General features: G+C 63.3%; 23 protein-coding genes and 1 pseudogene. 14 read left to right on the top strand and 10 right to left on the bottom strand.

Features of this window, described 5'->3' with window-relative positions:
• Positions 1–2 precede the first annotated feature (2 nt).
• Both minD and minC read right to left on the bottom strand, forming a co-directional pair.
• Positions 3–815, bottom strand: coding sequence for a septum site-determining protein MinD (gene minD / locus ABI582_RS13805; protein WP_016501049.1), 813 nt, complete (start codon positions 813–815; stop codon positions 3–5).
• A 101-nt stretch (positions 816–916) separates the two neighbouring features.
• The gene (minC, locus tag ABI582_RS13800; RefSeq protein ID WP_442119450.1) at positions 917–1,678 is read right to left on the bottom strand and encodes a septum site-determining protein MinC; all 762 of its coding nucleotides are present in this window, start codon (positions 1,676–1,678) and stop codon (positions 917–919) included.
• Between the two features lie 111 nt (positions 1,679–1,789).
• Here minC and ABI582_RS13795 point away from each other — a divergent pair, with 111 nt between their 5' ends.
• Positions 1,790–2,725, top strand: coding sequence for a lipid A biosynthesis lauroyl acyltransferase (locus ABI582_RS13795; RefSeq protein ID WP_114942682.1), 936 nt, complete (start codon positions 1,790–1,792; stop codon positions 2,723–2,725).
• 27 nt (positions 2,726–2,752) lie between these two features.
• Positions 2,753–3,903, top strand: a pseudogene (locus tag ABI582_RS13790) (patatin-like phospholipase family protein).
• 174 nt (positions 3,904–4,077) lie between these two features.
• Here ABI582_RS13790 and ABI582_RS13785 read toward each other — a convergent pair.
• Both ABI582_RS13785 and ABI582_RS13780 read right to left on the bottom strand, forming a co-directional pair.
• Positions 4,078–4,905, bottom strand: coding sequence for an MlaA family lipoprotein (locus ABI582_RS13785; protein ID WP_368977968.1), 828 nt, complete (start codon positions 4,903–4,905; stop codon positions 4,078–4,080).
• Positions 4,898–6,196, bottom strand: a complete 1,299-nt coding sequence (locus ABI582_RS13780; protein ID WP_041167839.1) for a serine/threonine protein kinase — start codon at positions 6,194–6,196, stop codon at positions 4,898–4,900. The genes ABI582_RS13785 and ABI582_RS13780 overlap by 8 nt, the downstream gene beginning before the upstream one ends.
• A 190-nt stretch (positions 6,197–6,386) precedes the next feature.
• On the opposite strand from ABI582_RS13780, the gene ABI582_RS13775 reads away from it, so the two are divergent.
• Positions 6,387–6,764, top strand: a complete 378-nt coding sequence (locus ABI582_RS13775) for a hypothetical protein (protein WP_442119449.1) — start codon at positions 6,387–6,389, stop codon at positions 6,762–6,764.
• A gap of 121 nt (positions 6,765–6,885) precedes the next feature.
• Here ABI582_RS13775 and ABI582_RS13770 read toward each other — a convergent pair whose 3' ends face one another.
• Positions 6,886–8,454 (bottom strand): glycoside hydrolase family 17 protein, encoded by a 1,569-nt coding sequence (locus tag ABI582_RS13770; protein ID WP_442119448.1) that lies wholly within the window; start codon positions 8,452–8,454, stop codon positions 6,886–6,888.
• A 197-nt stretch (positions 8,455–8,651) separates the two neighbouring features.
• Here ABI582_RS13770 and ABI582_RS13765 point away from each other — a divergent pair, with 197 nt between their 5' ends.
• From ABI582_RS13765 to ABI582_RS13725, 9 genes are all read left to right on the top strand, one after another.
• Entirely contained in the window at positions 8,652–9,512 is an 861-nt protein-coding gene (locus ABI582_RS13765) for a glycine betaine ABC transporter substrate-binding protein (protein ID WP_442119447.1), read from the top strand.
• Positions 9,513–9,766: 254 nt separating this feature from the next.
• A complete protein-coding gene (locus ABI582_RS13760; protein WP_019473848.1) occupies positions 9,767–10,078 on the top strand; it encodes a DUF485 domain-containing protein in 312 nt (103 codons plus the stop codon).
• A complete protein-coding gene (locus tag ABI582_RS13755) occupies positions 10,075–11,739 on the top strand; it encodes a cation acetate symporter (protein ID WP_016485333.1) in 1,665 nt (554 codons plus the stop codon). Before ABI582_RS13760 ends, ABI582_RS13755 begins: the two co-directional genes overlap by 4 nt.
• Positions 11,740–11,932: 193 nt before the next feature.
• Positions 11,933–12,412 carry a CS1 type fimbrial major subunit gene (locus tag ABI582_RS13750; protein ID WP_338746381.1) on the top strand — a complete coding sequence of 160 codons (480 nt, stop codon included), beginning with the start codon at positions 11,933–11,935 and terminating at the stop codon, positions 12,410–12,412.
• Positions 12,413–12,490: 78 nt separating this feature from the next.
• Complete coding sequence (locus ABI582_RS13745) at positions 12,491–14,965, top strand: CS1-pili formation C-terminal domain-containing protein (protein ID WP_338746382.1); 2,475 nt, start codon at positions 12,491–12,493, stop codon at positions 14,963–14,965.
• Positions 14,966–15,056: 91 nt separating this feature from the next.
• A complete protein-coding gene (locus ABI582_RS13740; protein ID WP_442119446.1) occupies positions 15,057–15,791 on the top strand; it encodes a molecular chaperone in 735 nt (244 codons plus the stop codon).
• Positions 15,792–15,796: 5 nt separating this feature from the next.
• Positions 15,797–16,978, top strand: coding sequence for a hypothetical protein (locus ABI582_RS13735; protein ID WP_442119445.1), 1,182 nt, complete (start codon positions 15,797–15,799; stop codon positions 16,976–16,978).
• Positions 16,979–17,096: 118 nt separating this feature from the next.
• Positions 17,097–17,723 carry a response regulator gene (locus ABI582_RS13730; RefSeq protein WP_442119444.1) on the top strand — a complete coding sequence of 209 codons (627 nt, stop codon included), beginning with the start codon at positions 17,097–17,099 and terminating at the stop codon, positions 17,721–17,723.
• 20 nt (positions 17,724–17,743) lie between these two features.
• Positions 17,744–18,115 (top strand): Hpt domain-containing protein, encoded by a 372-nt coding sequence (locus tag ABI582_RS13725; RefSeq protein WP_442119443.1) that lies wholly within the window; start codon positions 17,744–17,746, stop codon positions 18,113–18,115.
• On the opposite strand, the gene ABI582_RS13720 is transcribed toward ABI582_RS13725, so the two are convergent.
• A complete protein-coding gene (locus tag ABI582_RS13720) occupies positions 18,098–18,250 on the bottom strand; it encodes a DUF3309 family protein (protein WP_012271016.1) in 153 nt (50 codons plus the stop codon). The two genes, ABI582_RS13725 and ABI582_RS13720, sit on opposite strands and share 18 nt — an antisense overlap.
• Before the next feature lie 213 nt (positions 18,251–18,463).
• On the opposite strand from ABI582_RS13720, the gene ABI582_RS13715 reads away from it, so the two are divergent.
• On the top strand, positions 18,464–19,273 hold the full coding sequence (locus ABI582_RS13715) for an SDR family oxidoreductase (protein WP_442119442.1): 810 nt from the start codon (positions 18,464–18,466) through the stop codon (positions 19,271–19,273).
• A gap of 120 nt (positions 19,274–19,393) precedes the next feature.
• On the top strand, positions 19,394–19,624 hold the full coding sequence (csrA, locus tag ABI582_RS13710) for a carbon storage regulator CsrA (RefSeq protein WP_442119441.1): 231 nt from the start codon (positions 19,394–19,396) through the stop codon (positions 19,622–19,624).
• Here csrA and ABI582_RS13705 read toward each other — a convergent pair.
• The 4 genes from ABI582_RS13705 to ABI582_RS13690 all read right to left on the bottom strand — a co-directional run bounded on the left by ABI582_RS13705 (position 19,621) and on the right by ABI582_RS13690 (position 24,782).
• Entirely contained in the window at positions 19,621–19,848 is a 228-nt protein-coding gene (locus ABI582_RS13705; RefSeq protein WP_054900489.1) for a YheU family protein, read from the bottom strand. The genes csrA and ABI582_RS13705 overlap by 4 nt on opposite strands.
• 83 nt (positions 19,849–19,931) lie before the next feature.
• Positions 19,932–21,116, bottom strand: a complete 1,185-nt coding sequence (locus ABI582_RS13700) for an osmoprotectant NAGGN system M42 family peptidase (protein ID WP_338746390.1) — start codon at positions 21,114–21,116, stop codon at positions 19,932–19,934.
• 129 nt (positions 21,117–21,245) lie between these two features.
• The gene (gene ngg, locus ABI582_RS13695) at positions 21,246–22,991 is read right to left on the bottom strand and encodes an N-acetylglutaminylglutamine synthetase (protein WP_442119440.1); all 1,746 of its coding nucleotides are present in this window, start codon (positions 22,989–22,991) and stop codon (positions 21,246–21,248) included.
• 3 nt (positions 22,992–22,994) lie between these two features.
• Complete coding sequence (locus ABI582_RS13690; protein WP_442119439.1) at positions 22,995–24,782, bottom strand: N-acetylglutaminylglutamine amidotransferase; 1,788 nt, start codon at positions 24,780–24,782, stop codon at positions 22,995–22,997.
• Positions 24,783–24,988: the final 206 nt, after the last annotated feature.

Below are 24,988 nucleotides of genomic sequence, written 5' to 3'. Positions count from 1 at the left end.
GTTTACTTGCCTCCAAACAGGCGCGCGAAGAATCCTTGCTTCGGCACTTCAACAAAACGCAGGGGTTTGTCTTTCCCCAGCAGGCGGTCGACGGTGTCGCTGTACGCCTGGCCAGCATCGCTCTGGTCGTCGAGGATGACCGGGATACCTTGGTTGGAGGCCTTGAGCACAGCCTGGGACTCAGGGATTACGCCCTTGAGCTTGATCGCCAGGATGTCGGTGACGTCATCGATGCTCAGCATTTCGCCGTTGACGACGCGCTCTGGGTTGTAGCGAGTGATCAGCAGGTGTTCCTTGATCGGCTCCTCGCCGTTTTCGGAGCGGCGCGACTTGCTCGACAGAATGCCCAGCATGCGGTCCGAGTCACGTACCGAAGAAACCTCAGGGTTGGTTACCACGATGGCTTCGTCGGCGAAGTACATCGCCAGGTGGGCACCTTTCTCGATACCGGCCGGCGAGTCGCAGATCACGTATTCGAAATCTTCTTTCAACGCCATCAGCACCTTCTCGACGCCTTCCAGGGTCAGCGCGTCTTTATCGCGGGTCTGGCTGGCGGCAAGTACGTACAGGTTCTCGAGGCGCTTGTCCTTGATCAGGGCCTGCTGCAGGTTGGCTTCTTCGTTGACCACGTTGACGAAGTCGTATACCACGCGCCGCTCGCAGCCCATGATCAGGTCGAGGTTACGCAGGCCCACGTCGAAGTCGACGATGACGGTCTTGTGGCCACGCAGTGCGAGGCCGGTACCAATGGCGGCGCTGGTGGTGGTCTTGCCCACACCCCCCTTGCCGGAAGTAACCACGAGAATCTTGGCCAAGGTGTTTCACCCCTAAAATAAGTCGGGACATGTGTCCCTGCAAAAAGCAAAAAAACGGCAACAGTTAAAAAAGTTGCTCTGAAAATGACGGCAAGTATCCGTTAAAGACGGGTGATGTTCAACACATCACCGGACAGGCTGACTTGCACACCGGTGCCCCACAGGGGGTCGCGGCGCAGGTCTTCGCAAACCTTGTACTGGCCGGCGATGGAGACCATTTCGGCGGTCATCTGCTGGCAGAAGATCCGCGCCTTGGTATTGCCTTTGATGCCGGCCAGGGCCCGGCCGCGCATGGCGCCGTACACATGGATGTTGCCATCGGCCAGAAGTTCCGCGCCCGGGCTGACCGAGGCGGTAACGATCAGGTCGCCACCCTGAGCATAGATCTGCTGGCCGCCGCGCACCGGCGCAGTAATGATCCGGGTCGGGCGCACCTCCGGCTCGGGGGGCGGTGGCGGCGGGGGGGCCGGCTCGGGCTTTCTGACCACCTCGGGCTCGGGCTCCAGCGGCCGCTCGCGGGCACCGGATGGCGGCAGCACCGGCAGGTCGATGGCGATGGCGGCGGCGATGTCCTCGATGCGGTTGGCGCGGATGGCCAAGGTACGCAGGCCATGGTGGCGGCAGATGCGCATCAAGCCTGGCAGGTCGATTGCCCCTTCGCCGGCCGGCAGCTTGTCCAGCGCCAGCACCAGTGGCGTATTGCTGAAGAAGTTCGGTGCCTGGGCAACTTTGGCCGCCAGCTGGCGGTCGAGGGCTTCAAGGTCATTGCGCGCCAGTTCCAGCACTGTGATGGCGAGCATGCTGCCCTTGAGCTGGAACACGGAGGCGGTGTCGGGTGTGTGGTTTGGGCTCATGGTCTGCATAGACGGCTTGTTGCGAAAAAAGTGCCCTGATTTATAACGAGAACACCGGTTGCCCGCAACATACGCTGATCCGTTGTAGAATGCGCAGCCTTTGTCTTTCCGGAAGCTTCAATGGAACGCCCGCGTTTTCGTCCCTATTTCCTTCACCCAAAGTTCTGGGGCCTGTGGCTGGGCCTGGGCCTGCTGTGGCTGGTGGTCCAGTTGCCGTATCGGGCCCTGTTGAAAGCCGGTGCCGCGCTGGGGGCCGTGATGTATTGCTTTGCCGGCGAACGTCGGCGCATTGCCGCGCGCAACCTTGAGCTGTGCTTCCCGGAGCTGTCGGTCGACGAACGGCGGCGTCTGCTCAAGGCCAACTTCGCCTCCACCGGTATCGCCTTCTTCGAAATGGCCATGAGCTGGTGGTGGCCCAAGGCCAGGCTGGCGCGCCTGGCCCATATCGAGGGGCTGGAGCACCTGCAGGCCGCCCAGCAGGCAGGGCAGGGCGCCATCCTCATGGCCGTGCACTTTACCACCCTGGAAATCGGTGCCGCGCTGCTGGGCCAGCAGCACACCATCGACGGCATGTACCGCGAGCACGGCAATGCGCTGTTCGACTTCATCCAGCGCAGCGGCCGCGAGCGGCATAACCTCGATTCGCTGGCGGTGGAGCGCGAGGATGTGCGCGGCATGCTCAAGCTGCTGCGTTCGGGCCGGGCGATCTGGTACGCACCGGACCAGGACTACGGCGCCAAGCAGAGCATTTTCGTGCCGCTGTTCGGTATCCCGGCAGCGACGGTAACCGCCACCACCAAGTTCGCCCGGCTGGGCAAGGCGCAGGTGATTCCGTTCACCCAAAAGCGCCTGGAGGATGGCAGCGGTTATCGTCTGGTCATCCACCCGCCGCTGGCTGACTTCCCCGGCGAAAGCGAAGAGGCCGATTGCCTGCGCATCAACCAGTGGGTCGAGAGTGTGTTGCGCGAGTGCCCCGAGCAGTACCTGTGGGCGCACCGGCGGTTCAAGTCACGGCCCGAGGGTGCGCCGCGGCTGTATGACAAGAAAAAGCGCTGAAAGCACATCAACCCCAGGAAGGAAGCGATGGCCCCACCCCCGGTAACCGGTCTTATCCTTTCTGGCGGCGGCGCCCGCGCCGCCTATCAGGTCGGCGTATTGGCCGGCATTGCCGAGCTGCTGCCCGCAGGCGCACATAATCCGTTCCCGGTCATCGTCGGCACCTCTGCCGGTGCCATCAATGCCGTCACCCTGGCCAGCGGCGCCACTCACTTCAACGACGCCGTGCAGCGACTTACCGCCTTCTGGCAGAACTTTCGCAGCCACCTGGTCATCCGCAGTGACTGGCCCGGCGTCGTCCGCCAGGCTAGCCGTTTCGTCGGCCACAGCCTGTTGGGATTAGGCGGCCAGGCGCCGGTGGCGCTGCTGGACAGCAGCCCGTTGCGCAGCCTGCTGGAGGCACACCTGAACCTGGATGGCATCGGCCATGCCCTGGCCGCCGAGCAGTTGCGCGCGGTGGCAGTCACCGCCTTTGGCTACGAGTCCGGCCAGGCGGTCACCTTCTATCAGGGGCGCGGCACCATCGAAGCCTGGCTGCGCCACCGCCGCATCGGCGTGCCCACGCCATTGACCATCGACCACCTGCTGGCCAGCGCGGCCATTCCGCTGCTATTTGCCCCGGTGCAACTGGGCGACGAGTTTTACGGTGACGGCGCGGTGCGCCAGTCGGCGCCGATCAGCCCGGCGTTGCACCTGGGCGCCAGCCGGGTGCTGGTGGTGGGGGTCAGCGGCAACCCGCAGCGGCCAGCGCCGCCCTTGCCCGCTCAGCGCGTGTTCAGGGGGCAGCAGCCCAGCCTGGCGCAGATCGGTGGGCACTTGCTCAACAGCACGTTCATTGACAGCCTGGAAGACGACATCGAACTGCTGCAGCGGCTCAACCACTTGAGCCGGCTGTTGCCGGCGCACCTGGATGCCCGCCGCTTGGGGCTGGCGCCTATCGAGGTGCTGGTGGTAGCGCCCAGCCAGCCGTTGGACGAGATCGCCGCCCGGCACCGGCGTGAGCTGCCGGCGGCGTTGCGCCTGTTCCTGCGTGGGCCGGGGGCGACGCGCACCAGCGGGGCGGGGGGGTATTGAGCTATCTGCTGTTCGAGGCCAGCTATTGCAGTGAGCTGATCGAACTGGGGCGCAAGGATGCCTTGGCAAAGAAGCGGGAGCTGTGCCAGTTCCTGGGAATATGACCTGCTGACACGATCCCGTGTAGGAGCGGCCTTGCCTGGGCGACGGACCGGTCGGAAAGGGCTGCGCAGCAGCCCCAGCAATCTATGCACTAGCCGAGATTTTGGGGCCGCTTCGCGACCCTTTCGCGGCACAAGGCCGCTCCTACAGGGACCGAGTCAGTCGCAGAAACGGGTTCACTCGGCTATCTGCAACTTGCGCGCCTGGGTGTACACATACCGTACCTTCTCGTACTCGAACGGTGAGTTCAGCTGGCCATAGCGGAAGTTGGTGGTATAGCGCTTGTCCACGATGCGCAGGGCGAAGATTTCCGGGTGGTCGGTGCTGGTTTCGGCCATGTTCAAGTAATTGATTGCCTGCTCCCCCGCATAGTCCACCACCAGCCCGGTGGTGTCGCGCAGGTTCGAAGGCCCCAACACCGGCAGCATCAGGTACGGCCCCTCCGGTACGCCATAGAAGCCCAGGGTCTGGCCAAAGTCTTCGCTCTGGCGCGGCAGGCCCATGCTGGTCGCCGGGTCCCATAGCCCACCCACCCCGATCAGGGTGTTGAACATCAGCCGCGCCGTGATCTCGGCCGAACGCTTGGCCTTGAGCTGCAACACGCTGTTGAACAGGTTTGGTACATCGCCCAGGTTGTTGAAGAAGTTGCTTACCCCCGTGCGCACGAAGCGCGGGGTTACATACTGGTAACCACTCACCAGCGGCAGCAGCACCCATTGGTCGAGCCGGTAGTTGAAGTGATAGACGCGCCGGTTGATCGACTCCAGCGGGTCGTACACGTTCAGCGCTTCCAGGGTTGAGCGCTCGAACTCGCGCTGGTCCAGCCCCGGGTTGAATTTCAGCTCGCGCAGCGGGTCGATGAAGCCATCGGATTCAGGCACCAGCGGCGCGGTACCGATCACTTGCGGGTCGGCCTCGATTACGCTGGCCCGGGGGGCGGTTTCGGCGGCCAGGGTGTGGCCGGCGGCAAGCAGGGCAGTGGCGAAGAGGAGTTTGTTAACCACGGAAGAACTCCAGCATGGCGTCACTGTTGACGCGGTAGTTGAGGTTGCCGCAATGGCCGCCATGGGGGTAGAGGGTCAGCCGGTCACCAAACACCTTGCGCAGGAAGCCGATGTCGCCCGGGCCGAGAATGACGTCGTCGGCGTTGTGCATCACCGCGATCTTGTCACTGCCGCGCAGGTAGTCTTCCAGGGCGTACAGGCTCACTTGGTTGACCAGCTGCAGGATGCTGTTGCCGTCGGTGCGGGCGCGCCACATCGGGATCACCTGTTCGGTCATGTAGCAGTCGAAATCACACTGCAGGGCACGCTTGAAGAACGGCGTGAGGCTGCTGCCCTCGGTAATCGGAAACTTCGGCGGAATGATCAGGCCGCGGCGGTTGATCAGGTCTGAAGTGAAGGCAATGTCGGCTGCCGAGAAACGGAACGAGGTGCCGATCAGCATGGCCATCTGTTCGTTGGACAGGTGCTGTTTGGACTGCTGGAAGTCATACAGCAATGCGTCGTTCAGGTCGATGTAGCCTTTGTCCTGGAAGTAGCGCGTCAACTTGGTCAGCATCAGCTCATAGAAGGTGGTGCTGCGGTCGATGCCCTTGACCTGGGTTTGCACCAGCTTGTCGAGGTTGTTGATAGAGGTGTACAGGTTGACCGGTGGGTTCAGCAGCAGCACACGCTTGAAGTTGAAGCTGCGGCGGGTTTCGTCCAGGTGGCTGACGAAAGCGGCGTCCAGCGCACCAAGGCTGTAGCCGGTGAGGTAGAACTCACTGACTGGCAGGCGCGGGTGCTGGGCACGCACGGCCTGCATGACCCGGTACATGTCTTCGGCGTCTTCCTGGCTGACGCCGGGGGTGGCAAAGCGCGAGGCGGCACTCATGAAGTCGTAGCTGGTGGGCGATGACAGTTGCACCACGTGGAAGCCGCCCTGGTAGAAAAGCTTCTTCAGGTATTCATTGATGCTGCTGCTGTACGGCGCACCAGTGCCGGCGATGATGAAAATCAGCGGCGCTTCGTGATCCTGGCGGGCCAGGCGGTACTTGAGCTTTTTCACCGCCCAGAAATTGTCGGGCAAGGTGAACTCACGCTCCGGGCGCAGGTTCAGGCTGTAGTCCGATTGGTCGATGTCATCGTCGCTGGGCAGGGTCGGGCGCTGGTCCGGCGGCGTGGTGGCGATGGTCGCCTCGAACGGGTTGGTCAAGGGGTAGCCGTAGCTGGCAGCGTCGATATCCCGCGCTGAAGCGGCCACCGCCATGAGCAGGCTACCGAGCACGGCAGCGAGGCGCAAAGATCGAAGCATGTAATCCCCCAAAAGAACGCAAGGTCGAGCAGTGTGCAGGCTAGGACCACATCCAACCGGGCAAAGTTGCCAGCTGCGGTGGCCTTTGGTGTGCTTGTTATCTGCAACATAGCTGCAGGGTTGGGATTTTGCCTTGGAACCGAGCATAAGCGATCATGGATACTTTCGATTACCGCTATTGGAGAACAGGATGTTTCGTTCGCTGCCGGCTGCGCTGCTGGTGCTGTTTCTGGGGCTGTGGCTCGCTGCCAGCTATGGCGTGCGCTATGGGCTGATGGAGGATGGCCAGTGGGTTGGGCTGTGCACGGTGCCTGCGGCGTATTGGCAGTGTGAGGTGCGGTCGTTGCTGGGGTTGGGCATTCACCACCAGGTGATGGCCTGGAGCGGGCTGGGCCTGGCGCTGCTGGCGCAGTTCGTGCCCGCTCGGGCCGGCTGGTGGCTGGCGGTGTTGGCATTGGTGTTCGCGGTGCCGGCGCTGGTGCTGTATACCGCCAGCATTGCCGTGTTTGCGCTGGTGCTGGCGGGGTTGCGCCTTGTAAGAGCAGGTGAAGCTACGCGGTCCCTGTAGGAGCGGCCTTGTGTCGCGATGGGCCGCAGAGCGGCCCCGGCAATCTTCGCCAATCCCAGAATCCCGGGGCCGCTCTGCGGCCCATCGCGACACAAGGCCGCTCCTACAGGTAGGTGTGTTTTCAGGCTTTTTGAGTAAGTCGCAAGCTGCGCCACAATGCGGCTTTCATCAGCACACTCACCACCGCCCAAACCCAGGCCTGCTGGTTTTCCAGCCCTTCAACGAACAACTGCGGCGCTACCCCGGCCCCGACAATGAACGCCAGCAACGCTACCTCCGCCCGCCGCGCCCGCACCGGCCACAGCACATACACCAGCGCCGGCAAGGCCAGCGCGGCGCTGGGGAAGCTGCGGTAGCGCGGGTCGAACACCATCGCCAGCATGCTCACCGCCGCGGCAAAACCCGCCGCCAGCAACAGCCAGCCGGCCCGCGCCTGCAGCCAGGCGAACAAGCGCTCGCGCCAGCCGGCCCGCTGCGCCAACGCCAGCAGCGCATGGGCCAGCACCAGCAGGTTCAGGCCAGCCAGCGCAACGGCCCACAGCCACTCCCCGGCAAAGCGTGCATGGGTGCGCATCAGTTCGCCCCACAACCCCAGGCAACCTGCGCCAAACGCGGCCAGCAATGGCAACAGCAAGGCCGCCATCGGCGTAGCAGGGCGCCCCGCCAGCAACAACATGGCCGCCATCAGCAGTGCACTGGCCAGCAGCCATTGCGGCCAGTCATGCAGGTTGCTCACCGGCCCTTCCAGCACGCCCTTGTCCTGCCGGTCGGCATCGTAAAGCCCCCAGTAACCGCCTACGGCCCCTTCATTGGCGCGCTTCCACGGCTGGTCAAACGCTTCGATCAGGTTGTAGCGCCAGCCGTTGCTTTCGGCCATGGTCACGAAGCCGCGAATGAAGCGTGCCTCGTTGACCCGGCTGGGTATTGCGGTTTCGCGTTGGCGGCCTTCGCTGGGCCAGCCGGTTTCGCCAATCAGGATGTCCTTGGGCGCAAAGCGTGTGCCGAACACCCGGCGTACATCGGCCACGTGGGCCAGCGCATCGTCGATGCCGCGCGGGTCGTCTTCCCAATAGGGCAGCAGGTGGATGGTCAAAAAGTCCACCTCGGGTGCTACCTGCGGGTGCTGCAGCCAGAATTCCCACACATCCGCGTAGGTCACCGGCACCTTCACCTGGCTTTTCACCCGGGCGATCAGCTTGGCCAGGTGCGCGCCGGTGACTTCCTTGCGCAGCAACGTCTCGTTGCCCACGATCACCGCGCTGACCACATCGGGGTTGGCGTTGGCGGTGGCGATCAGCAGGTCGATTTCCTTGTCGGTGTCGGCCGGGTGAGCGTTGACCCAGGCGCCCAGCATCACTTTCAGCCCATGCTTGCGCGCCAGCGCCGGGATTGCCTCAAGGCCGGTCATGGAATAAGTGCGGATGCACTGGAAACGCTCAGCCAGCAAGGCAAGGTCGGCGTCCATGCGTGCCGGGCGCAGGCGAAACGGCTGGTCGTAGGGCGACTGATCCTTGTCGAACGGCGTGTAGGACGCGCATTGCAACCTGTGCGTCGGGCTGGCCGCATCGGGCAGGTGCACCGGCTTGCCAAGCCCGTACCAGAGCCCGGCGAGCCCGAGCAGGGCCAACAGGCAGGCAAGCAGGTAAAGCGGCGGCAACAGGCGGGCAGAACTGGGCATCGGGCGGTCCATCGTCAGGCGCAAAAGGGTAGATAGTAGCCCGGCGCCAAAGCTTTGGCATGCAAGGATCGCGCAGGCGGGTGTAGGCCGATGACGCTAATGGCACAGTGCTGTCGCATATGGGGCGGGTGCAGGTCGCAGCTGGATCAGGTCGACCTGTGTTGCAGGAAGATGATGCAATCTCCAAGACCTGACGAGGGGATGCTTTGATGGCAACTTTGAAAAAAATGCGACGTTTCCTGGGTGTGGGCACCGCCCTGGTAATGGCCATGAGCGCTGCACAGGCAATGGCTAAAGAAGTAAGCATTGGTTACGTGGATGGTTGGGCCGACAGCGTGGCGACCACCAACGTGGCCGCCGAAGTGATCAAGCAAAAGCTCGGCTACGACGTGAAGTTGCAGGCCGTGGCCACGGGGATCATGTGGCAGGGTGTGGCAACCGGCAAGCTCGATGCCATGTTGTCGGCCTGGTTGCCGGTTACCCATGGTGAGTACTGGGCCAAGAACAAGGACAACGTGGTCGACTACGGTGCCAACTTCAAGGACGCCAAGATCGGCCTGATCGTCCCCGAGTACGTGAAGGCGGCGAGCATCGCCGACCTCAAGACCGATAGCAGCTTCAAGCAGAAGATTGTCGGCATCGACGCGGGCTCCGGCGTGATGCTCAAGACCGACCAGGCGATCAAGGACTACGACCTGACCGGTTACAAGCTGCAGGCCAGCTCGGGCGCGGCGATGACGGCGGAGCTGGGACGTGCCTATGCCAAGCAACAGTCGATTGCAGTGACTGGCTGGGTACCGCACTGGATGTTCGCCAAGTGGAAGCTGAAGTTCCTCGAAGACCCGAAAGGCGTGTATGGCGCGGCGGAAACCGTGAACAGCATCGGCAGCAAGGAACTGGCCAGCAAGGCACCGGAAGTGGCGGAGTTCCTGAAGAAATTCAGCTGGCAGTCCAAGGACGAGATTGGCGAGGTGATGCTGGCAATCCAGGAAGGGGCCAAGCCTGAAGCGGCGGCCAAGGATTGGGTAGCCAAGCACCCTGATCGCGTGAAGGAGTGGACTGGCAAGTAATCAGCTGTTGCAAATCCCTGTAGGAGCAGCCTTGTGCTGCGAAGAGGCCGGTACAAGCTGCGAAGATTCGGGCAGCCTGCACCGGCCTCTTCGCAGCACAAGGCTGCTCCTACAGGGCAGGCGCAAGCTGTTTTGTTACGCAATCGGTAAAACACCGTTGCATCTAAGACTAAGGTCGTCTGGTTGCCGTCCAACAGCCGCATAAAGTAAGGGTGTGGGTTTTATCCCCTACCTGTGCTGCTAGGACAAAAACAATGAACGACAGCATTTACCTCTCGATACAAAACAGCCCCCGTTTCAAGGAGCTGGTCACCAAACGCGAACGGTTCGCCTGGATTCTCTCGGCGATCATGCTCGGCCTGTACTGCGGCTTCATCCTCCTGATCGCCTACGGTCCTCATCTGCTGGGCGCCAAGCTCAGCCCTGAGTCGTCGATTACCTGGGGCATTCCCCTGGGCGTCGGCCTGATCGTTTCGGCATTCGTCCTGACCGCCATCTACGTACGCCGCGCCAACGGCGAATTCGATGAGCTGAACAAGGCCATCCTCAAGGAGGCGCAACAATGATTCGCCACGCCAAAGCCCTGGCCGTACTGGCCTGCGGAGCCTTTGCACCCGCCGTGTGGGCAGCCGATGCCCTGACCGGCGAGGTGCAGAAACAGCCGCTGAACGTTGCCGCGATCGCCATGTTCGTGGCGTTCGTCGCTTTCACCCTCGGTATCACCTACTGGGCCTCCAAACGCAACAAGTCGGCGGCGGACTACTACGCGGCCGGTGGCAAGATCACCGGCTTCCAGAACGGCCTGGCGATTGCCGGCGACTACATGTCGGCGGCCTCCTTCCTGGGTATTTCCGCCCTGGTGTTCACCTCTGGCTACGACGGCCTGATCTACTCGATCGGCTTTTTGGTCGGCTGGCCGATCATCCTCTTCCTGATAGCCGAACGCCTGCGCAACCTGGGCAAGTACACCTTTGCCGACGTGGCCTCTTACCGCCTCGGGCAGAAGGAAATCCGTACCCTGTCGGCCTCCGGTTCGCTGGTGGTGGTGGCGTTCTACCTGATCGCGCAAATGGTCGGTGCCGGCAAGCTGATCGAGCTGCTGTTCGGCCTGGACTACCACGTCGCGGTGATCCTGGTGGGTATCCTGATGTGCCTGTATGTGCTGTTCGGCGGCATGCTGGCCACCACCTGGGTACAGATCATCAAGGCTGTGCTGCTGCTGTCCGGTGCCAGCTTCATGGCACTGATGGTGATGAAGCACGTAGGCTTTGACTTCAACACCCTGTTCTCGGAAGCGATCAAGGTGCACAGCAAGGGCGAGGCGATCATGAGCCCGGGCGGCCTGGTCAAGGACCCGATCTCTGCGTTCTCGCTGGGCCTGGCACTGATGTTCGGTACCGCCGGCCTGCCACACATCCTGATGCGCTTCTTCACCGTCAGTGACGCCAAGGAAGCGCGCAAGAGCGTGCTGTACGCCACCGGCTTCATCGGTTACTTCTACATCCTCACCTTCATCATCGGCTTTGGCGCGATCCTGCTGGTCAGCACCAACCCGGACTTCAAGGACGCCGCCGGCGCCCTGTTGGGCGGCAACAACATGGCAGCGGTGCACCTGGCCGATGCCGTGGGTGGCAGCATCTTCCTCGGCTTCATTTCGGCAGTGGCATTCGCCACCATCCTGGCAGTGGTTGCCGGCCTGACCCTGGCCGGTGCCTCGGCGGTGTCCCACGACCTGTACGCCAGCGTCTGGCGCAAGGGCAAGGCCAACGACAAGGACGAGATCCGCGTGTCGAAGATCACCACCATCGCCCTGGGCGTGCTGGCGATCGGCCTGGGTATCCTGTTCGAGAAGCAGAACATCGCCTTCATGGTCGGCCTGGCGTTCTCCATCGCCGCCAGCTGCAACTTCCCGGTGCTGCTGCTTTCGATGTACTGGAAGAAACTGACCACCCGCGGCGCCATGATCGGCGGCTGGCTGGGCCTGGTGAGCGCGGTGACGCTGATGATCCTTGGCCCGACCATCTGGGTGCAGATCCTCGGCCACGAGAAGCCGATCTACCCGTACGAGTACCCGGCGCTGTTCTCGATGGCCATTGCCTTCGTCAGCATCTGGTTCTTCTCGGTCACCGACAAGTCCAAGGCTGCCGACGACGAGCGTGCGCTGTTCTATCCGCAGTTCGTGCGTTCGCAGACTGGCCTGGGGGCCAGCGGGGCGGTTTCCCACTAACCCTTTAGCGCAGTAACACAACGCCCCGCCAGCCGGGGCGTTGTGCATTGTGCGGTGACGATTTGCCTGCGTTCGGAAATTTCCGAGGCTCGCTCGGAAGCATCCTGGTTATCCCGTCGCACACTTCCCCAATACTTCTCCTCACCCGTCGGGCTCACCCGGCAGGCCTGTTACCTTCAAGGAGAATCTATTCGTGAAACGCACGTTACTTGCCCTTCCCCTGGCCCTGTTGTTCGTGGGCACCGCCCATGCCGCCGACCCGATCGAGAAACAGGTGCAAATCGTCGCCCAGGTACCGACCGATGCCTTCTACGTCGAGCCGGTGGGTGGCAACTGGATTAACGATCCGCAGGAAATGGCCTGGAACTCCTTTCAAGGCAGGCTCGACCCGATCCGCAAGCAACTGCAGGTCAAGAGCACCATTGGCCCGATCAGTGCCTATCTGGTTTCTCCGGCAGTGATCGCCAGCGGCAGCAACAACATCGGCCTGAACGTCACGGTCGGCGACACCGTGCTGCAAACCACCCCCGAGGAAGTGGTCAGCGCCGCCCAGGCCGCACCAGGCGCGATCATCGGCTTCCATGTCGAAGCCCAGCCTGCCCCCCCAGCGGGTTACGAGCCTGGCAACTACCAAGGCCTGGTCAGCATGATCTTCGAAACCGCCACCCCTTAATACTTCGTTCATCCACAGTGCCTGCCTGGCCCTCGCCCGTAGCGAGGGGTGGGCGGGTCATGCCTGCAAGCGACCCCCATGTCCCGACATTCCTCCAATGCCGCCTTGCGCTGCTGGCTACCCCTGGCCGCCAGCATGGCTCTTTGGGCCGGCATGAGCCACGGCGCGGGCAGCGCCTTGGGGCCGATCAAGGGCCTGCCGCGCGAGTTCGAGGCGCATTTCTTCGATGTGCCCCTGGCCGTGCGGGTTGACCTGGACGGCCGTTACCTCGGTGATGCCATGGTAGTGCTCAGCCGTGACCAGCAGGTACAGCTGCTGGAGTTCACCGAGACCTTCGACAGCCGTGAACCCGAGAGCCTGCGCCGGATCTGGCGCGAGCGTCTGGTCGATGGCCGCCCCCTTGGCGACTGTCAGGCAGCCTGCCCGGATGGCTTGCGGGCCATCCATTACAGCCTGGCAAATTCCCAGCTTTCGTTGCTGACCGACCGTGCCGAATCTATGGCCACTGCCGAACGTTTTCACCGCCTGCCAGAGCAGGGCAGCCATGGCCTGTTGCTGCGCAACCAGCTCAACCTGGTGAACGATGGCGTGGCTACCAGTGGCCGCTATGCCTTGCAGGGGCAGGGCAGCGTTGGCCAGTGGACAGCACTGGCGGACGGCCAGCTTGACCGCGGCAGCGACAGCCGCGAGGGTACCCGTTACCGGGTAGACCAGTTGTATGGCGAGCGCTTGGTCGAGGACCATTTCTACCGCCTGGGGTATTTCACCCCCAGTGCCCAAGGCCTTACCCGCCAACCCCGGTTGATGGGCGCCAGCCCCGACACCACCGTGGGCCTGATGTTCGGCAGCAGCGACAGCCTGCTGATCGACAACGCCGCACCCAGTGCCACGCCCATTCATGTCACCCCCAACCGCCCGGCCGTGGCGGAGATCTACCGCAACGGCGTGCTGATCAACAGCCAGCCGGTGCAACCCGGGCTACAGACCCTTGATACCAAGGTGCTGCCCGGCGGCATCTACGAGGTGGAGGTGCGCCTGGTCGAGGACGGGCAGGTGAGTTCGCGCAGCCAGGCGTTCGTGTACAAGCCCGGCAACTGGCGCAGCACCGATGCGCCTTGGCGCTACAACCTGTACGTGGGTCGCCAGAGCAGCCAGCTCAGCAACTGGCAAGATACCCATGACGACAGCCTGGCGGCGGGTGTGCTGGCCAACTACCTGCTGCACCCCAGGGCGATCGTCGGCCTGTCCGCACAGCGCATCGACGATGCCATGCAATACGGCACGTCGCTGGACTGGGATGTGCGCGACCGGTTCAAACTGTATGGCAACCTGTTCCAGGCTCAAGACCATGGCAGCGGCTATGACCTTCAGCTGATCCACGCCTATGAGCGCGGCTCGCTGGTCGCCAGCCATAGCCGTAGCTGGCTGACCCGCACCTACCCGGACCGTCGCGACGACGCGTCGGCACGGCCGTTCCAGGCGCGCCAGACGCAATCTGCGTTGTCGCTCAGCCACCGTCTCGACCCCCGCAATACCGCCAGCGTGCGCCTGTCCCACAGCAGTGGCAGCGACGCAGGCACCGGCATTGACCTGGGCTGGGCCTACTACGGGCGCCTGCTTGGCTCCGATGCCAACTGGCGGCTGTCGCTGTTCGACCGACCCGGCAACAGCGGCACCGGTGACGCACGCAGCCGTGGGGTCAACCTGAGCCTGAGCATGAGCCTGGGTGGCGGTGGCCGCCGCTTGTCCGCCAGCATCGGCAGCCGCACTTCACGTGATGGCGGGCGTGACCTCAACACGTCGCTGGGTTATCAGCAGGACGTCGAGCTAGGGCCGTTGCGCAGTGTCGGCGCCACCCTCAGTGCCGACCGTTATGGTGCGGGGTTGGGCGCCGACACCCAGTTTGAGAACCAGGCAATGCACGGCGACGCCTACCTGCTGCGCTCTTCCTACAACGGTGAGTTCACAGGGGGGCTCAACCTGGAAAGCCTGGTGGCGGTGGGCGCCGGTAAGGCGGCGGTGAGTGGCCAGTACATGACGCACCAGGCAGCGCTGATCGTTGATGTGGATACCGACATCGAAGACCTGAAGCTTCGCGCCGACGACGTGCTGGGTGTCGACCTGCACCCGGGGCGCAACATCATCCCGGTCACGGCCTACAAGGCCGGCCACGTGCAGTTCGACTTCGAGGGGCGCGAGGCCACCGCCGCCGTGATTCAGCCGTCGAGCCTGGACTATCACCTGAACCGCGGTGGCATCGATTACCGCCAGGTGCGCGTGCTGCGCACGGTCACCGTGCTGGGTCGCCTGCTGGATGGCCAGGGCCAGCCGCTGCGCGGTGCCCAGGTAATCAACCATGCCAGCCGCAGTGTCAGCGAAGCCGATGGCTTCTTCGCAGTGGAAATGAGCGAAGCGACGCCGACCCTGGAAATTCGCCAGCGTGGCCAGCCGTTGTGTCTGTTGCGGCTGGACCTTGACGGCCTGACGCGTGAGGGCGAGGTGCTGCTGGCCGGCGACCAACCTTGCCTGCCCGAGATTGCCGCTCGTTTTTAGTGATTTTCAGAAATTTCCTACTGCTTTGATCGTGGCCGACAGGTTGCGCACAGCAATACCCTTAACCCAGTCACTCAGGGAGCTTTGCCGTATGAACATGCGCTCTTTTCTGGCCTTCGCCTTGCTGTCCCTTCCGCTGGCCGCAGACGCCGCCCCCGAGCTCAACATTGGTGGGTTGTATGATTACCTGGACGGCGACAAGAGCACGCTGCTCAAGCGCGTGCGCAACAGTGGTGATAGCACAGCGTTCGTCAAGGTGAGCGTCGCTGAGCTGGTCTATGACGATGCCGGCGTGGCCCATGAAATCGATACCGACGGCCTGGCGCTGGAGCAGCGCGGCCTGGTCGCCAGCCCGGCGCGGTTGATCGTACCGGCCCAGGGCATGCAGGCCGTGCGCCTGTTGTACCGTGGGGCCCGCGACAAGGAGCGCTACTTCCGCCTGCGCTTCATGCCGGTATTGCCGGAACTGGGCGACGGTTTTGCCGTGGACGAACAGGAAGCAGAACAGTACCGCGACAGCCTTACGGCGGGGGTCAACCTGCTGGCGGGGTATGGCTCGCTGCTGTTCGTACGGCCCGCGCAGGCGCGCTTCAACACCCCGGTAAAGCGTGAAAACGGGCAACTGACCGTGGTCAACGAAGGTAACTCCACCGTGGTCCTGGATCACTTCCGCCAATGCCAGGTGGCAGGGGAACAATGTGAGCCCGCGACCAAGCACCACCTGTTGCCGGGCCGTAGCAGGCAGTTCGAGGGACACTCGCAAAAAGTGCACCAGTTCGAACTTCATGAAGGGGGGGATCATCAAGTCATGGTGGTCAAGGGGTAAAAGTGATGGCTCAGCTTATGCGATTCTGGCTGGCATGGGGGGGCGCGTGCTGGCTCCTGTTGTTTGTCCCGGGTGCCCAGGCGCTCGATGTTACGGTGTCGGCGGAGTACCTGGGCAAAGGGGCGGGGCAATTCGAAAACACGACGCCACCCGCATTGTTCTGCCGAAGGTTTGCCTATCGCTGTACGAATAATGACGTGGTCGATGTGCCCCTGACCTACTCAAAAGAGGTCACTACTGTCGCACCTCGGGCAAAGTTTTTCATACAGATGCCGGGCCGGCGCCAGGTCGATGTCTACCACGAGGTCACCGGTGAGCCGTACACAGTGTCTTTCGAGTTCACGGGGGTCAGTCAGAGAACGGGTGGCGGAGCCTGGAATCGGAACCCTACATACGATGCTGTCATTGAAGGTGGTTGCAACCATGTCGCCGCCGTAGCCAATCCACCGTGGGTGTTCTTTCTCTGGGACATTACCAACCCAACAGCGCCAGCGGGGTGCCACTCAATAAGTTCCAGGAGTCCGTCTGATTATCACGAGATCATTGATGTGACAGACATGGGGATCTCTTACAACCTTCAGATGCCTGCCCCATTTCGCATGAAAACCGGGCTCTATAGAGGAAGCACTACATACAGCGTTGGCCCCGGCGGTGACTTCGATTTTGGTGATGGCGTTACTGCACTTAATAGCAACACTGTGACAGTCAACTTTCTGCTTGACGTCCAGCATGCATTCTTCTTCGAATTTCCGCCGGGGACTGACCGTGCCGTGCTAGAACCTCGCGATGGCTGGCTGCACTGGCTTGCCGGGGGAAGTGTTCCACAGCGTCTCTACAGAGACTTGCCATTCAGGCTGTCATCTTCTGGCCCGTTCAAGGTTTACAAGCTGTGCCAGTACGATATTGATGCCCGGTGCGGGCTCGCCAACGACAAGGGAGACCGAATTCCTGTTCTGCTTTCTCTGAGCTTGCCCGCGGGCATCCAGCATCGAGGTGGCCCGGTCGAAAGGCTTGCACTGCCGACGGGCCGTGCTCTGGCGCTGCAGTTCGAAGCAGCGCAACCAACCCTCAACCGGCCTGGCCAGATGCATTTTGAAATAGCCAAGGAGGATGTGCGCCGCATGCTGCCTAACGCCGGAAGTGTCTATACCGGGTTGGCCACCATAGTCTTCGATGCCGAGTTGTAGTGGCCCGAGATGACATGGACAGCATGCTGAGGTACCCCGGTACCACTTACACCGGCCAGGTCACCGTAGTCTTCGATGCCGAGTTGTAGTCGGCAACCACAGCAAACGAGGAGGGGGCATGCACACAGCACTGGTGGTGGACGACCACCCTTTCATCCGGGCCACGGTCTGCATGCTGCTGCGCCAACAGCGTATACAGGTGGTCGGCCAGGCGGCCGACGGCATAGACGCCGTGCGCCAGGTACGCGAGCTGGTGCCGGACCTGGTGATTCTCGACATCGCGATGCCAGGCCTGGACGGGTTGGAGGTGATCAGCCGGATCAAGGCCTGCGGCCTTTCCAGCAAGGTCGTGGTATTGACGTCGCAGCTGGCCGAAGCGTACTCGCTGCGATGCCTGCAGGCCGGTGCCGCAGGCTATGTGGCCAAGACCGATGACCTGGGCGAACTGGGCAAGGCAGTGGCCGCTGTGCTATCGGGCTTCACCTATTACCCCGAAATCGCCACGAGCTCGGTCCGCAGGCAGGACCTGATCACCAGTGAAGCCCAGTGCATTGCTGGCCTGACCGACCGCGAATTGACGGTACTGCAGTACCTGGCCCGTGGTCATGGCAACAAAGCCATTGGCGAAGCCATGCTCTTGAGCAACAAGACCATCAGCACCTACAAAACGCGCCTGCTGGAAAAGCTCAGGCTCAACTCGGTCGTAGACCTGGCGGAGTTCGCCCGCCGCAATCACCTGATCTGAGCCTGAAATGTCTGCCAGAAATGTCGGCGCAGATCAGCCCCGCAGTGTTCGACATTGAGCATGTGCACCGCCTGGTAGGCAACGACGAGAGAGCTTTGCATGCGCTACTGAGGGAGTTGCGCACAAGCAATATTCATGACCTTCAGCAGCTGCGCAGGCAAAATCAGGACATTGCAGCATTGGGGAAGCTGGCCCATCGCATCAAAGGGGCCGCGCAAATCGTTCGAGCAGATGAGGTGGTCAACCGGTGCGAGCGTCTGGAGCGCCGGTGTAACGACCAGACGCTCGCACCTGTGGACGTGAAAAGGGACGTGGAGGCACTCCTTCAGGCGATGCTGGAGCTGGATCGCCAGCTGGCCTCGCACGCCCTGTGTTCAAATCATGCCGAGTAGCAACAGCACCAGCAGAATCACCAGCACCACACCGACGATACCCGACGGGCCATAGCCCCAACTGCGCGAGTGTGGGAAGACCGGTAAGCCACCAATCAGCAAAAGGATCAGGATGATGATGAGAATCGTGGTCATGGCGAAATCCTTGCGTGGTTGAGGGTCAAGGGCCTCGTACTGCTGGCCTCTTGTATGTTCGGACTGTTGCCGCTTGCGAAAGATTCCATCCGTGTGCCGTGCGCATTCATGCAGATAGCCATGCCCGCCCATTCACTACCCTGATGAACCCTGCCTGCCCACCCGGCCTTGATTAGACTCGGTGCACTACCACCATGAACAAGGCCAGCCACCATGCAAAACCGCATCATGATTACTGGCGCCGGGTCCGGGCTTGGTCGCGAGATCGCTTTGCGCTGGGCGCGCGAGGGTTGGCGCCTGGCGCTGGCCGATGTCAACGAAGCGGGCCTGCGCGAAACCCTGGCGCTGGCCCGCGCTGCCGGCGGTGACGGCTTCGTCCAGCGCTGCGATGTGCGCGACTATAGCCAGCTTACCGCCCTGGCCCAGGCCTGCACCGAGCAGTTCGGCGGCATCGACGTGATCGTCAACAACGCTGGCGTCGCTTCGGGTGGCTTTTTCGCCGAGCTGTCGCTGGAGGACTGGGACTGGCAGCTGGCGGTTAACCTGATGGGCGTGGTCAAAGGCTGCAAGGCTTTCTTGCCGCTGCTGGAGCGCAGCAAAGGGCGCATCATCAACATTGCCTCAATGGCCGCGCTGATGCAGGGGCCGGGCATGAGTAACTACAACGTGGCCAAGGCCGGTGTGCTGGCCTTGTCGGAGAGCCTGCTGGTGGAGCTGCGCCAGCTGGAAGTAGCGGTGCACGTGGTGTGCCCGTCGTTCTTCCAGACCAACCTGCTGGACTCATTCCGCGGGCCCAACCCGGCAATGAAGGCCCAGGTGGGCAAACTGCTGGAAGGCTCGCCGATCAGTGCGGCGGACATTGCCGACTACATGCATCAGCAGGTGGCCGTTGGCGAGTTCCTGATCCTGCCCCACGAAGCCGGGCGCCAGGCGTGGGCACTAAAGCGGGAGGCACCGGGGCGGCTGTATGACGAAATGGCCGAAATGGCGGTAAAAATGCGCGTCAAAGCCCACTCGAGATGAATGGCCTGTAGGAGATGTTACTAAGAGCTGTAGGGTTCTTCTGATTTGCTGTGGAACTATTGAGTAGGTAAATGGCTACGATGCACGCTCCGGTTTTCCCATTCGCTGGAGGAGCGGAACATGCTGGTAATAGGGCGCGAAGTGGGGGAGATCATCGTGATTGGCGATGACATCCGCATCATGGTGGTAGAGTCGCGTGACGGGGTGGTGCGCTTCGGGGTGGAGGCGCCGAGGGAGGTGCCCGTGCATCGGGCAGAGGTCTACAAACGCATCAAGGAGGCAGAGCAGGGCTTGATTTCGCCTGAGCCGACCTCTTCGCGAATAGGCACGCGAAGGGGCCTGGCCTGCTAATCGAGCAGCTCGCGGGGCACATCATGTTTGGCAAGCAACTGGCACTGCTGGCTTTCCAGGTCGAACAGGATGAACGCCTGGCCCTTGGCCAACGCTTGGCGTACCCGCAGTACACGTGTCTCCAGCGGGGTATCGTCGCCATTGTCGGTGCCATCGCGGGTGACGAAGTCCTCGATCAGGCGGGTCAGGGTCTCGGCTTGCAGTTGCTCGTAGGGGATCAGCATGGTGGGTAGTTTCTGAAGTAAGTGTGGGCAATGCTACGCGAAACTCTCGGGATTTGGGGGCTGCAAAGCAGCCCCCAGTGCGATCAGCTTTTATTGCCGACCAGGCTGTCCACTGCCGGCACACGCGTGTCACTTTCCATCTGAGCATCGTGTTCCAGCTGGTGGCTGAACCTTTCCAGTGAGGCATTGGCCGGTTGCGAATCGCTGGCAAACACGGGTGGGCTCATCAGGTAGGCCGAGAGCAGTCGGCTCAACGCCGCAAGGCTGTCGATATGCGTGCGTTCGTAGCCATGGGTGGCGTCGCAACCAAACGCCACCAGTGCGGTACGAATGTCATGCCCCGCTGTCACCGCCGAATGGGCATCGCTGAAGTAATAGCGGAACAGGTCGCGGCGCACCGGCAGGTCGTGGTCACCGGCCAGTTTCAGCAAATGCCGGGACAGGTGGTAGTCATAAGGCCCTGATGAGTCCTGCATGGCCACGCTGACCGCATGCTCGCTGGAGGCCTGCCCGGGTGCCACCGGGGCGATGTCGATGCCAACGAATTCGCTGACGTCCCAGGGCAGGGCGCCCGCCGCACCCGAGCCGGTCTCTTCGGTGATGGTGAACAGCGGGTGGCAGTCGATCAGTGGCTGGCGGCCGCTTTCTACCACGGCCTTCAGTGCCGCCAGCAATGCTGCAACGCCGGCCTTGTCATCCAGGTGTCGGGCGCTGATATGGCCGCTTTCGGTGAACTCGGGCAGCGGGTCGAAGGCGACGAAGTCACCAATGCTCACGCCCAGCGCCTCGCAGTCGGCACGGGTGGCGCAGTAGGCGTCCAGGCGCAGTTCCACGTGGTCCCAGCTGACCGGCATCTGGTCGATGGCGGTGTTGAAGGCATGCCCGCTGGCCATCAACGGCAGCACGCTGCCACGCACAACGCCGGTGTCGGTGAACACGCTGACCCGGCTGCCCTCGGCGAAACGGCTGGACCAGCAGCCCACCGGCGCCAGGGCCAGGCGGCCGTTGTCCTGCAGTTGGCGCACGCTGGCGCCGATGGTGTCCAGGTGGGCCGACACGGCGCGGTCGGGGGATGTCTGGCGGCCCTTGAGGGTGGCGCGAATGGTACCGCGGCGGGTCAGCTCGAAGGGGATGCCGAGTTCGTCCAGGCGTTCGGCCACGTAGCGCACGATGGTGTCGGTGAAACCGGTGGGGCTGGGGATGGCCAGCATCTCCAGCAGCACACGTTTGAGGTAGTCGAGATCGGGTTCGGGATGTCGGTCGGACATGGTCGGGACTCCTTTACTCCTATGCCGGCCTCTTCGCGGGTAAACCCGCTCCCACAGGAACGGCGCTGCCCTCCCAGGCGGTGATAGCCCTGTGGGAGCGGGTTCACCCGCGAAGAGGCCGGCACTGGTTTACGCCAAAGGCCGGCTATGCGGAAACAGCAGGTCGATAAAGCGCTCGGCCGTTGGCTGTGGTTCATGGTTGGCCAGGCCGGCACGTTCGTTGGCCTCGATGATCACGTACTCCGGCTGCCCGGCATCGCGCACCATGAAGTCCAGCCCGACCACAGGAATTTCCAGCGCCCGTGCAGCGCGCACGGCCGCGTCGGCCAGCACCGGGTGCAGGCGTTCGGTCACATCTTCCAGGGTGCCACCGGTGTGCAGGTTGGCGGTGCGCCGCACGGCCAGACGCTGCCCGGCGGGCAATACGTCGTCATAGGCAAAGCCCGCCGCTCGCAGGGTGCGCTCGGTTTCGTCGTCCAGCGGAATGCGGCTTTCGCCGCCGGTGGCAGCCTGGCGCCGACGGCTCTGGGCTTCTATCAACTGGCGCACGCTGTGTTTGCCATCGCCCAGCACCTGCGCCGGGTGACGGATGGCTGCGGCCACCACTTCGTAGCCGATCACCACAATGCGCAGGTCTAGCCCTGCGTGGAAGCTTTCCAGCAGCACGCGGCTGTCGAACTGGCGAGCGTGCGCCACGGCGCGGGTGATGTCGTCGATGCAGGTCAGGTTGACCGCCACGCCCTGGCCTTGCTCGCCGTCGACCGGCTTGACCACCACCGCGCCATGCTCGTCGAGAAATGCCAGGTTGTCGTCGGCATTACCCGCCAGCTGCTGCGCCGGCACCTGCAGCCCGGCATTACGCAGGGCGTGCTGGGTCAGGCGCTTGTCTTGGCACAAGGTCATGGTCACGGCACTGGTCAGGTCGCTGAGCGATTCACGGCAGCGAATGCGCCGCCCGCCCAGGCTCAGGGTGAACAGGCCAGCGGCGGCGTCATCCACCTGCACCTCGATGCCCCGGCGCAGGGCCTCATCGACGATGATGCGGGCATAGGGGTTGAGATCCGCTTGCGGCCCGGGCCCGAGAAACAGCTGCTCGTTGATGCCGTTCTTGCGCTTGACTGCAAAGGTGGGCAGGTTGCGAAAACCCAGCTTCTCGTACAGGCGCTTGGCCTGGCGGTTGTCGTGCAGCACCGACAGGTCTAGGTAAGCCAGGCCACGGCTCATGAAGTGCTCGATCAGGTGGCGCACCAGCACCTCGCCCACGCCAGGGCGGGTGCAGTGCGGGTCCACTGCCAGGCACCACAGGCTGCTGCCATGCTCGGGGTCATCGAACGCCTTGGCGTGGTTCAGGCCCATGACGCTGCCGATCACCGCGCCGGTGTCTTCGTCCTCGGCCAGCCAGTACACCGGTCCGCCCAGGTGCCGTGGCGTAAGCAGCTCGGCGTCGACCGGCAGCATGCCGCGGGCTTGGTACAGGGTGTTGATCGCTTGCCAGTCGGCAGGGTTCTGCGCCCGGCGCACGCGGAAGCCGCGGAACACCCGCTGCGCCGGGCGGTAGTCGGTGAACCACAGGCGCAAGGTGTCAGAAGGGTCAAGGAACAGCTGCTGCGGGGCCTGGGCCAGCAATTGCTGGGGCGCGGCCACGTACAAGGCAATGTCACGTTCGCCAGGGCGCTCGTCGAGCAAGTCCTCGGCCAGGGAAGCCGGGTCGGGGTAAGTGTGGCCGATCAGCAGCCGGCCCCAACCGCAGTGCACGGCGCGCGGCTGGTCGTGTGGCTGGCTGCCGTCGCCGGCCAGGCGCGCCTGCAGGCGCTCGTAGGACGGCGGCTGGCCGCGCAGCAGGCGCTGACCGTAAGCGATTTCATGGGGTTTCATTGATCAGATTCCTTGTTCGCTCAACCACAGGTTCAGCGCCGCCAGCTGCCACAGTTTGGAGCCGCGAAGTGGGGTGAGCTGGCCGTGCGGGTTGCTCAGCAGGCGGTCGAGCATGGCCGGGTTGAACAGCCCACGGTCCTGGCTGGGGTCGGTCAGCAGCTCACGCACCCAGCCCAGGGTGGCGCCTTCCAGGTGCTTAAGGCCCGGCACCGGGAAGTAGCCCTTCTTGCGGTCGATCACCTCATGCGGGATCACCCGCCGCGCCGCCTGCTTGAGCACCTGCTTGCCGCCGTCGGGCAGCTTGAAGCGTGCCGGGATACGCGCCGACAGCTCTACCAGGCGGTAGTCGAGGAACGGCGTCCGCGCCTCCAGGCCCCAGGCCATGGTCATGTTGTCCACCCGCTTGACCGGGTCGTCCACCAGCATCACCGTGCTGTCCAGGCGCAGGGCCTTGTCCACCGCGTCGCGGGCGCCGGGGCGGGCGAAGTGCTCGCGCACGAAGTCGCCGGCCGCGTCGGTTTCCAGCAGCCAGGGCGCCTGCACGGTGTCGCGGTATTCGGCGTGGCTGCGGTCGAAGAAGGCATCGCGGTAAGCCGCAAAGGCGTCATCGGCGCCGTCCACCTGCGGGTACCAGTGGTATCCGGCGAACAGCTCATCGGCGCCCTGGCCGCTTTGCACACCCTTGCAATGCTTGGCCACTTCCCGCGACAGCAGGTAGAAGGCGATACAGTCGTGGCTGACCATCGGCTCGCTCATGGCGCGGAATGCTGCCGGCAACTGGTCGATGATCTCGTGTTCGGCGATGCGCAGCTGATGGTGGCGGGTGCCGTAGTGCTTGGCGATCAGGTCGGAATACTGGAACTCGTCGCCACGTTCGCCACCGGCATCTTCAAAGCCAATGGAGAACGTCGACAGGTCGTCCACGCCCGCTTCGCGCAGCAGGCCGACCAGCAGGCTGGAGTCGACGCCACCGGACAACAACACGCCGACGTCGACGGCGGCACGTTGGCGGATGGCCACGGCGTCGCGGGTGGCGTCGAGCACGCGGGTGGTCCAGCCTTCCAGGTCCAGCTCACGTTCATCCGGGTTGGCACCGTATTTCAGCTGCCACCAGGTCTGGCGTTCTACTTCGCCATGGCGGTCGATGCGCATCCAGGTGCCGGGCTCCAGCTTCTGCACGTTGGCCAGCAGGGTACGGGGCGCCGGCACCACAGCGTGGAAGTTCAGGTAATGGTTGAGCGCCACCGGGTCGAGCATCGGGTCGATGTCGCCGCCCTTGAGCAGCGCTGGCAGGGTGGAGGCAAAACGCAGGCGTTCGCCATTGCGCGACAGGTACAGGGGCTTGACGCCCAGGCGGTCGCGGGCCAGGAACAGGCGCTGGTTGTCGCGCTCCCAGATGGCCAGGGCGAACATGCCGTTGAGCTTGGGCAGCAAGGCCGCGCCCCAGGCGTGGTAGCCCTTGAGCAGCACCTCGGTGTCGCCGTCGGACCAGAAGCTGTAGCCCAGGTCCTGCAGCTCCTGGCGCAGTTCGGGGAAGTTGTAGATGGCACCGTTGAAAGCCAGCGACAGGCCCAGGGTGTTATCGACCATCGGCTGCGCCGAGCCGTCGGACAAGTCCATGATTTTCAGGCGTCGGTGGCCGAGGGCAACAGGGCCCTGGCTATGGAAGCCCCACGCATCCGGGCCGCGAGGCGCCAGGTGATGCGTGATGCGCTCTACCGCAGCCAGGTCGGCTGGGCGAGGGGCCTGGTCGATGGGGGTGAAACGCAACTCTCCTGCTAATCCGCACATAAGTCCTTACCGGTTTTTCCGTTGGGGAGGGGGTACCCAGGATTAGGGCACCTTAAGGAACTGACCGGTGTGCTTTTTGAGAGTTTTAGAACGATTTGTTATATGGGGCCGCTGTGCGGCCCAATCGCCGGCAAGCCAGCTCCCACGGGTCACGTCAGGCCTGATGCCTTGCGCGGTCCCTGTGGGAGCTGGCTTGCCGGCGATTG

Source organism: Pseudomonas sp. SAS7 (genome assembly GCF_052112345.1).
GTDB classification, from domain to species: domain Bacteria; phylum Pseudomonadota; class Gammaproteobacteria; order Pseudomonadales; family Pseudomonadaceae; genus Aquipseudomonas; species Aquipseudomonas putida_Q.
The sequence above is the reverse complement of the archived record's forward strand: the minus strand, read 5'-3'. Positions and strand labels throughout refer to the sequence as shown.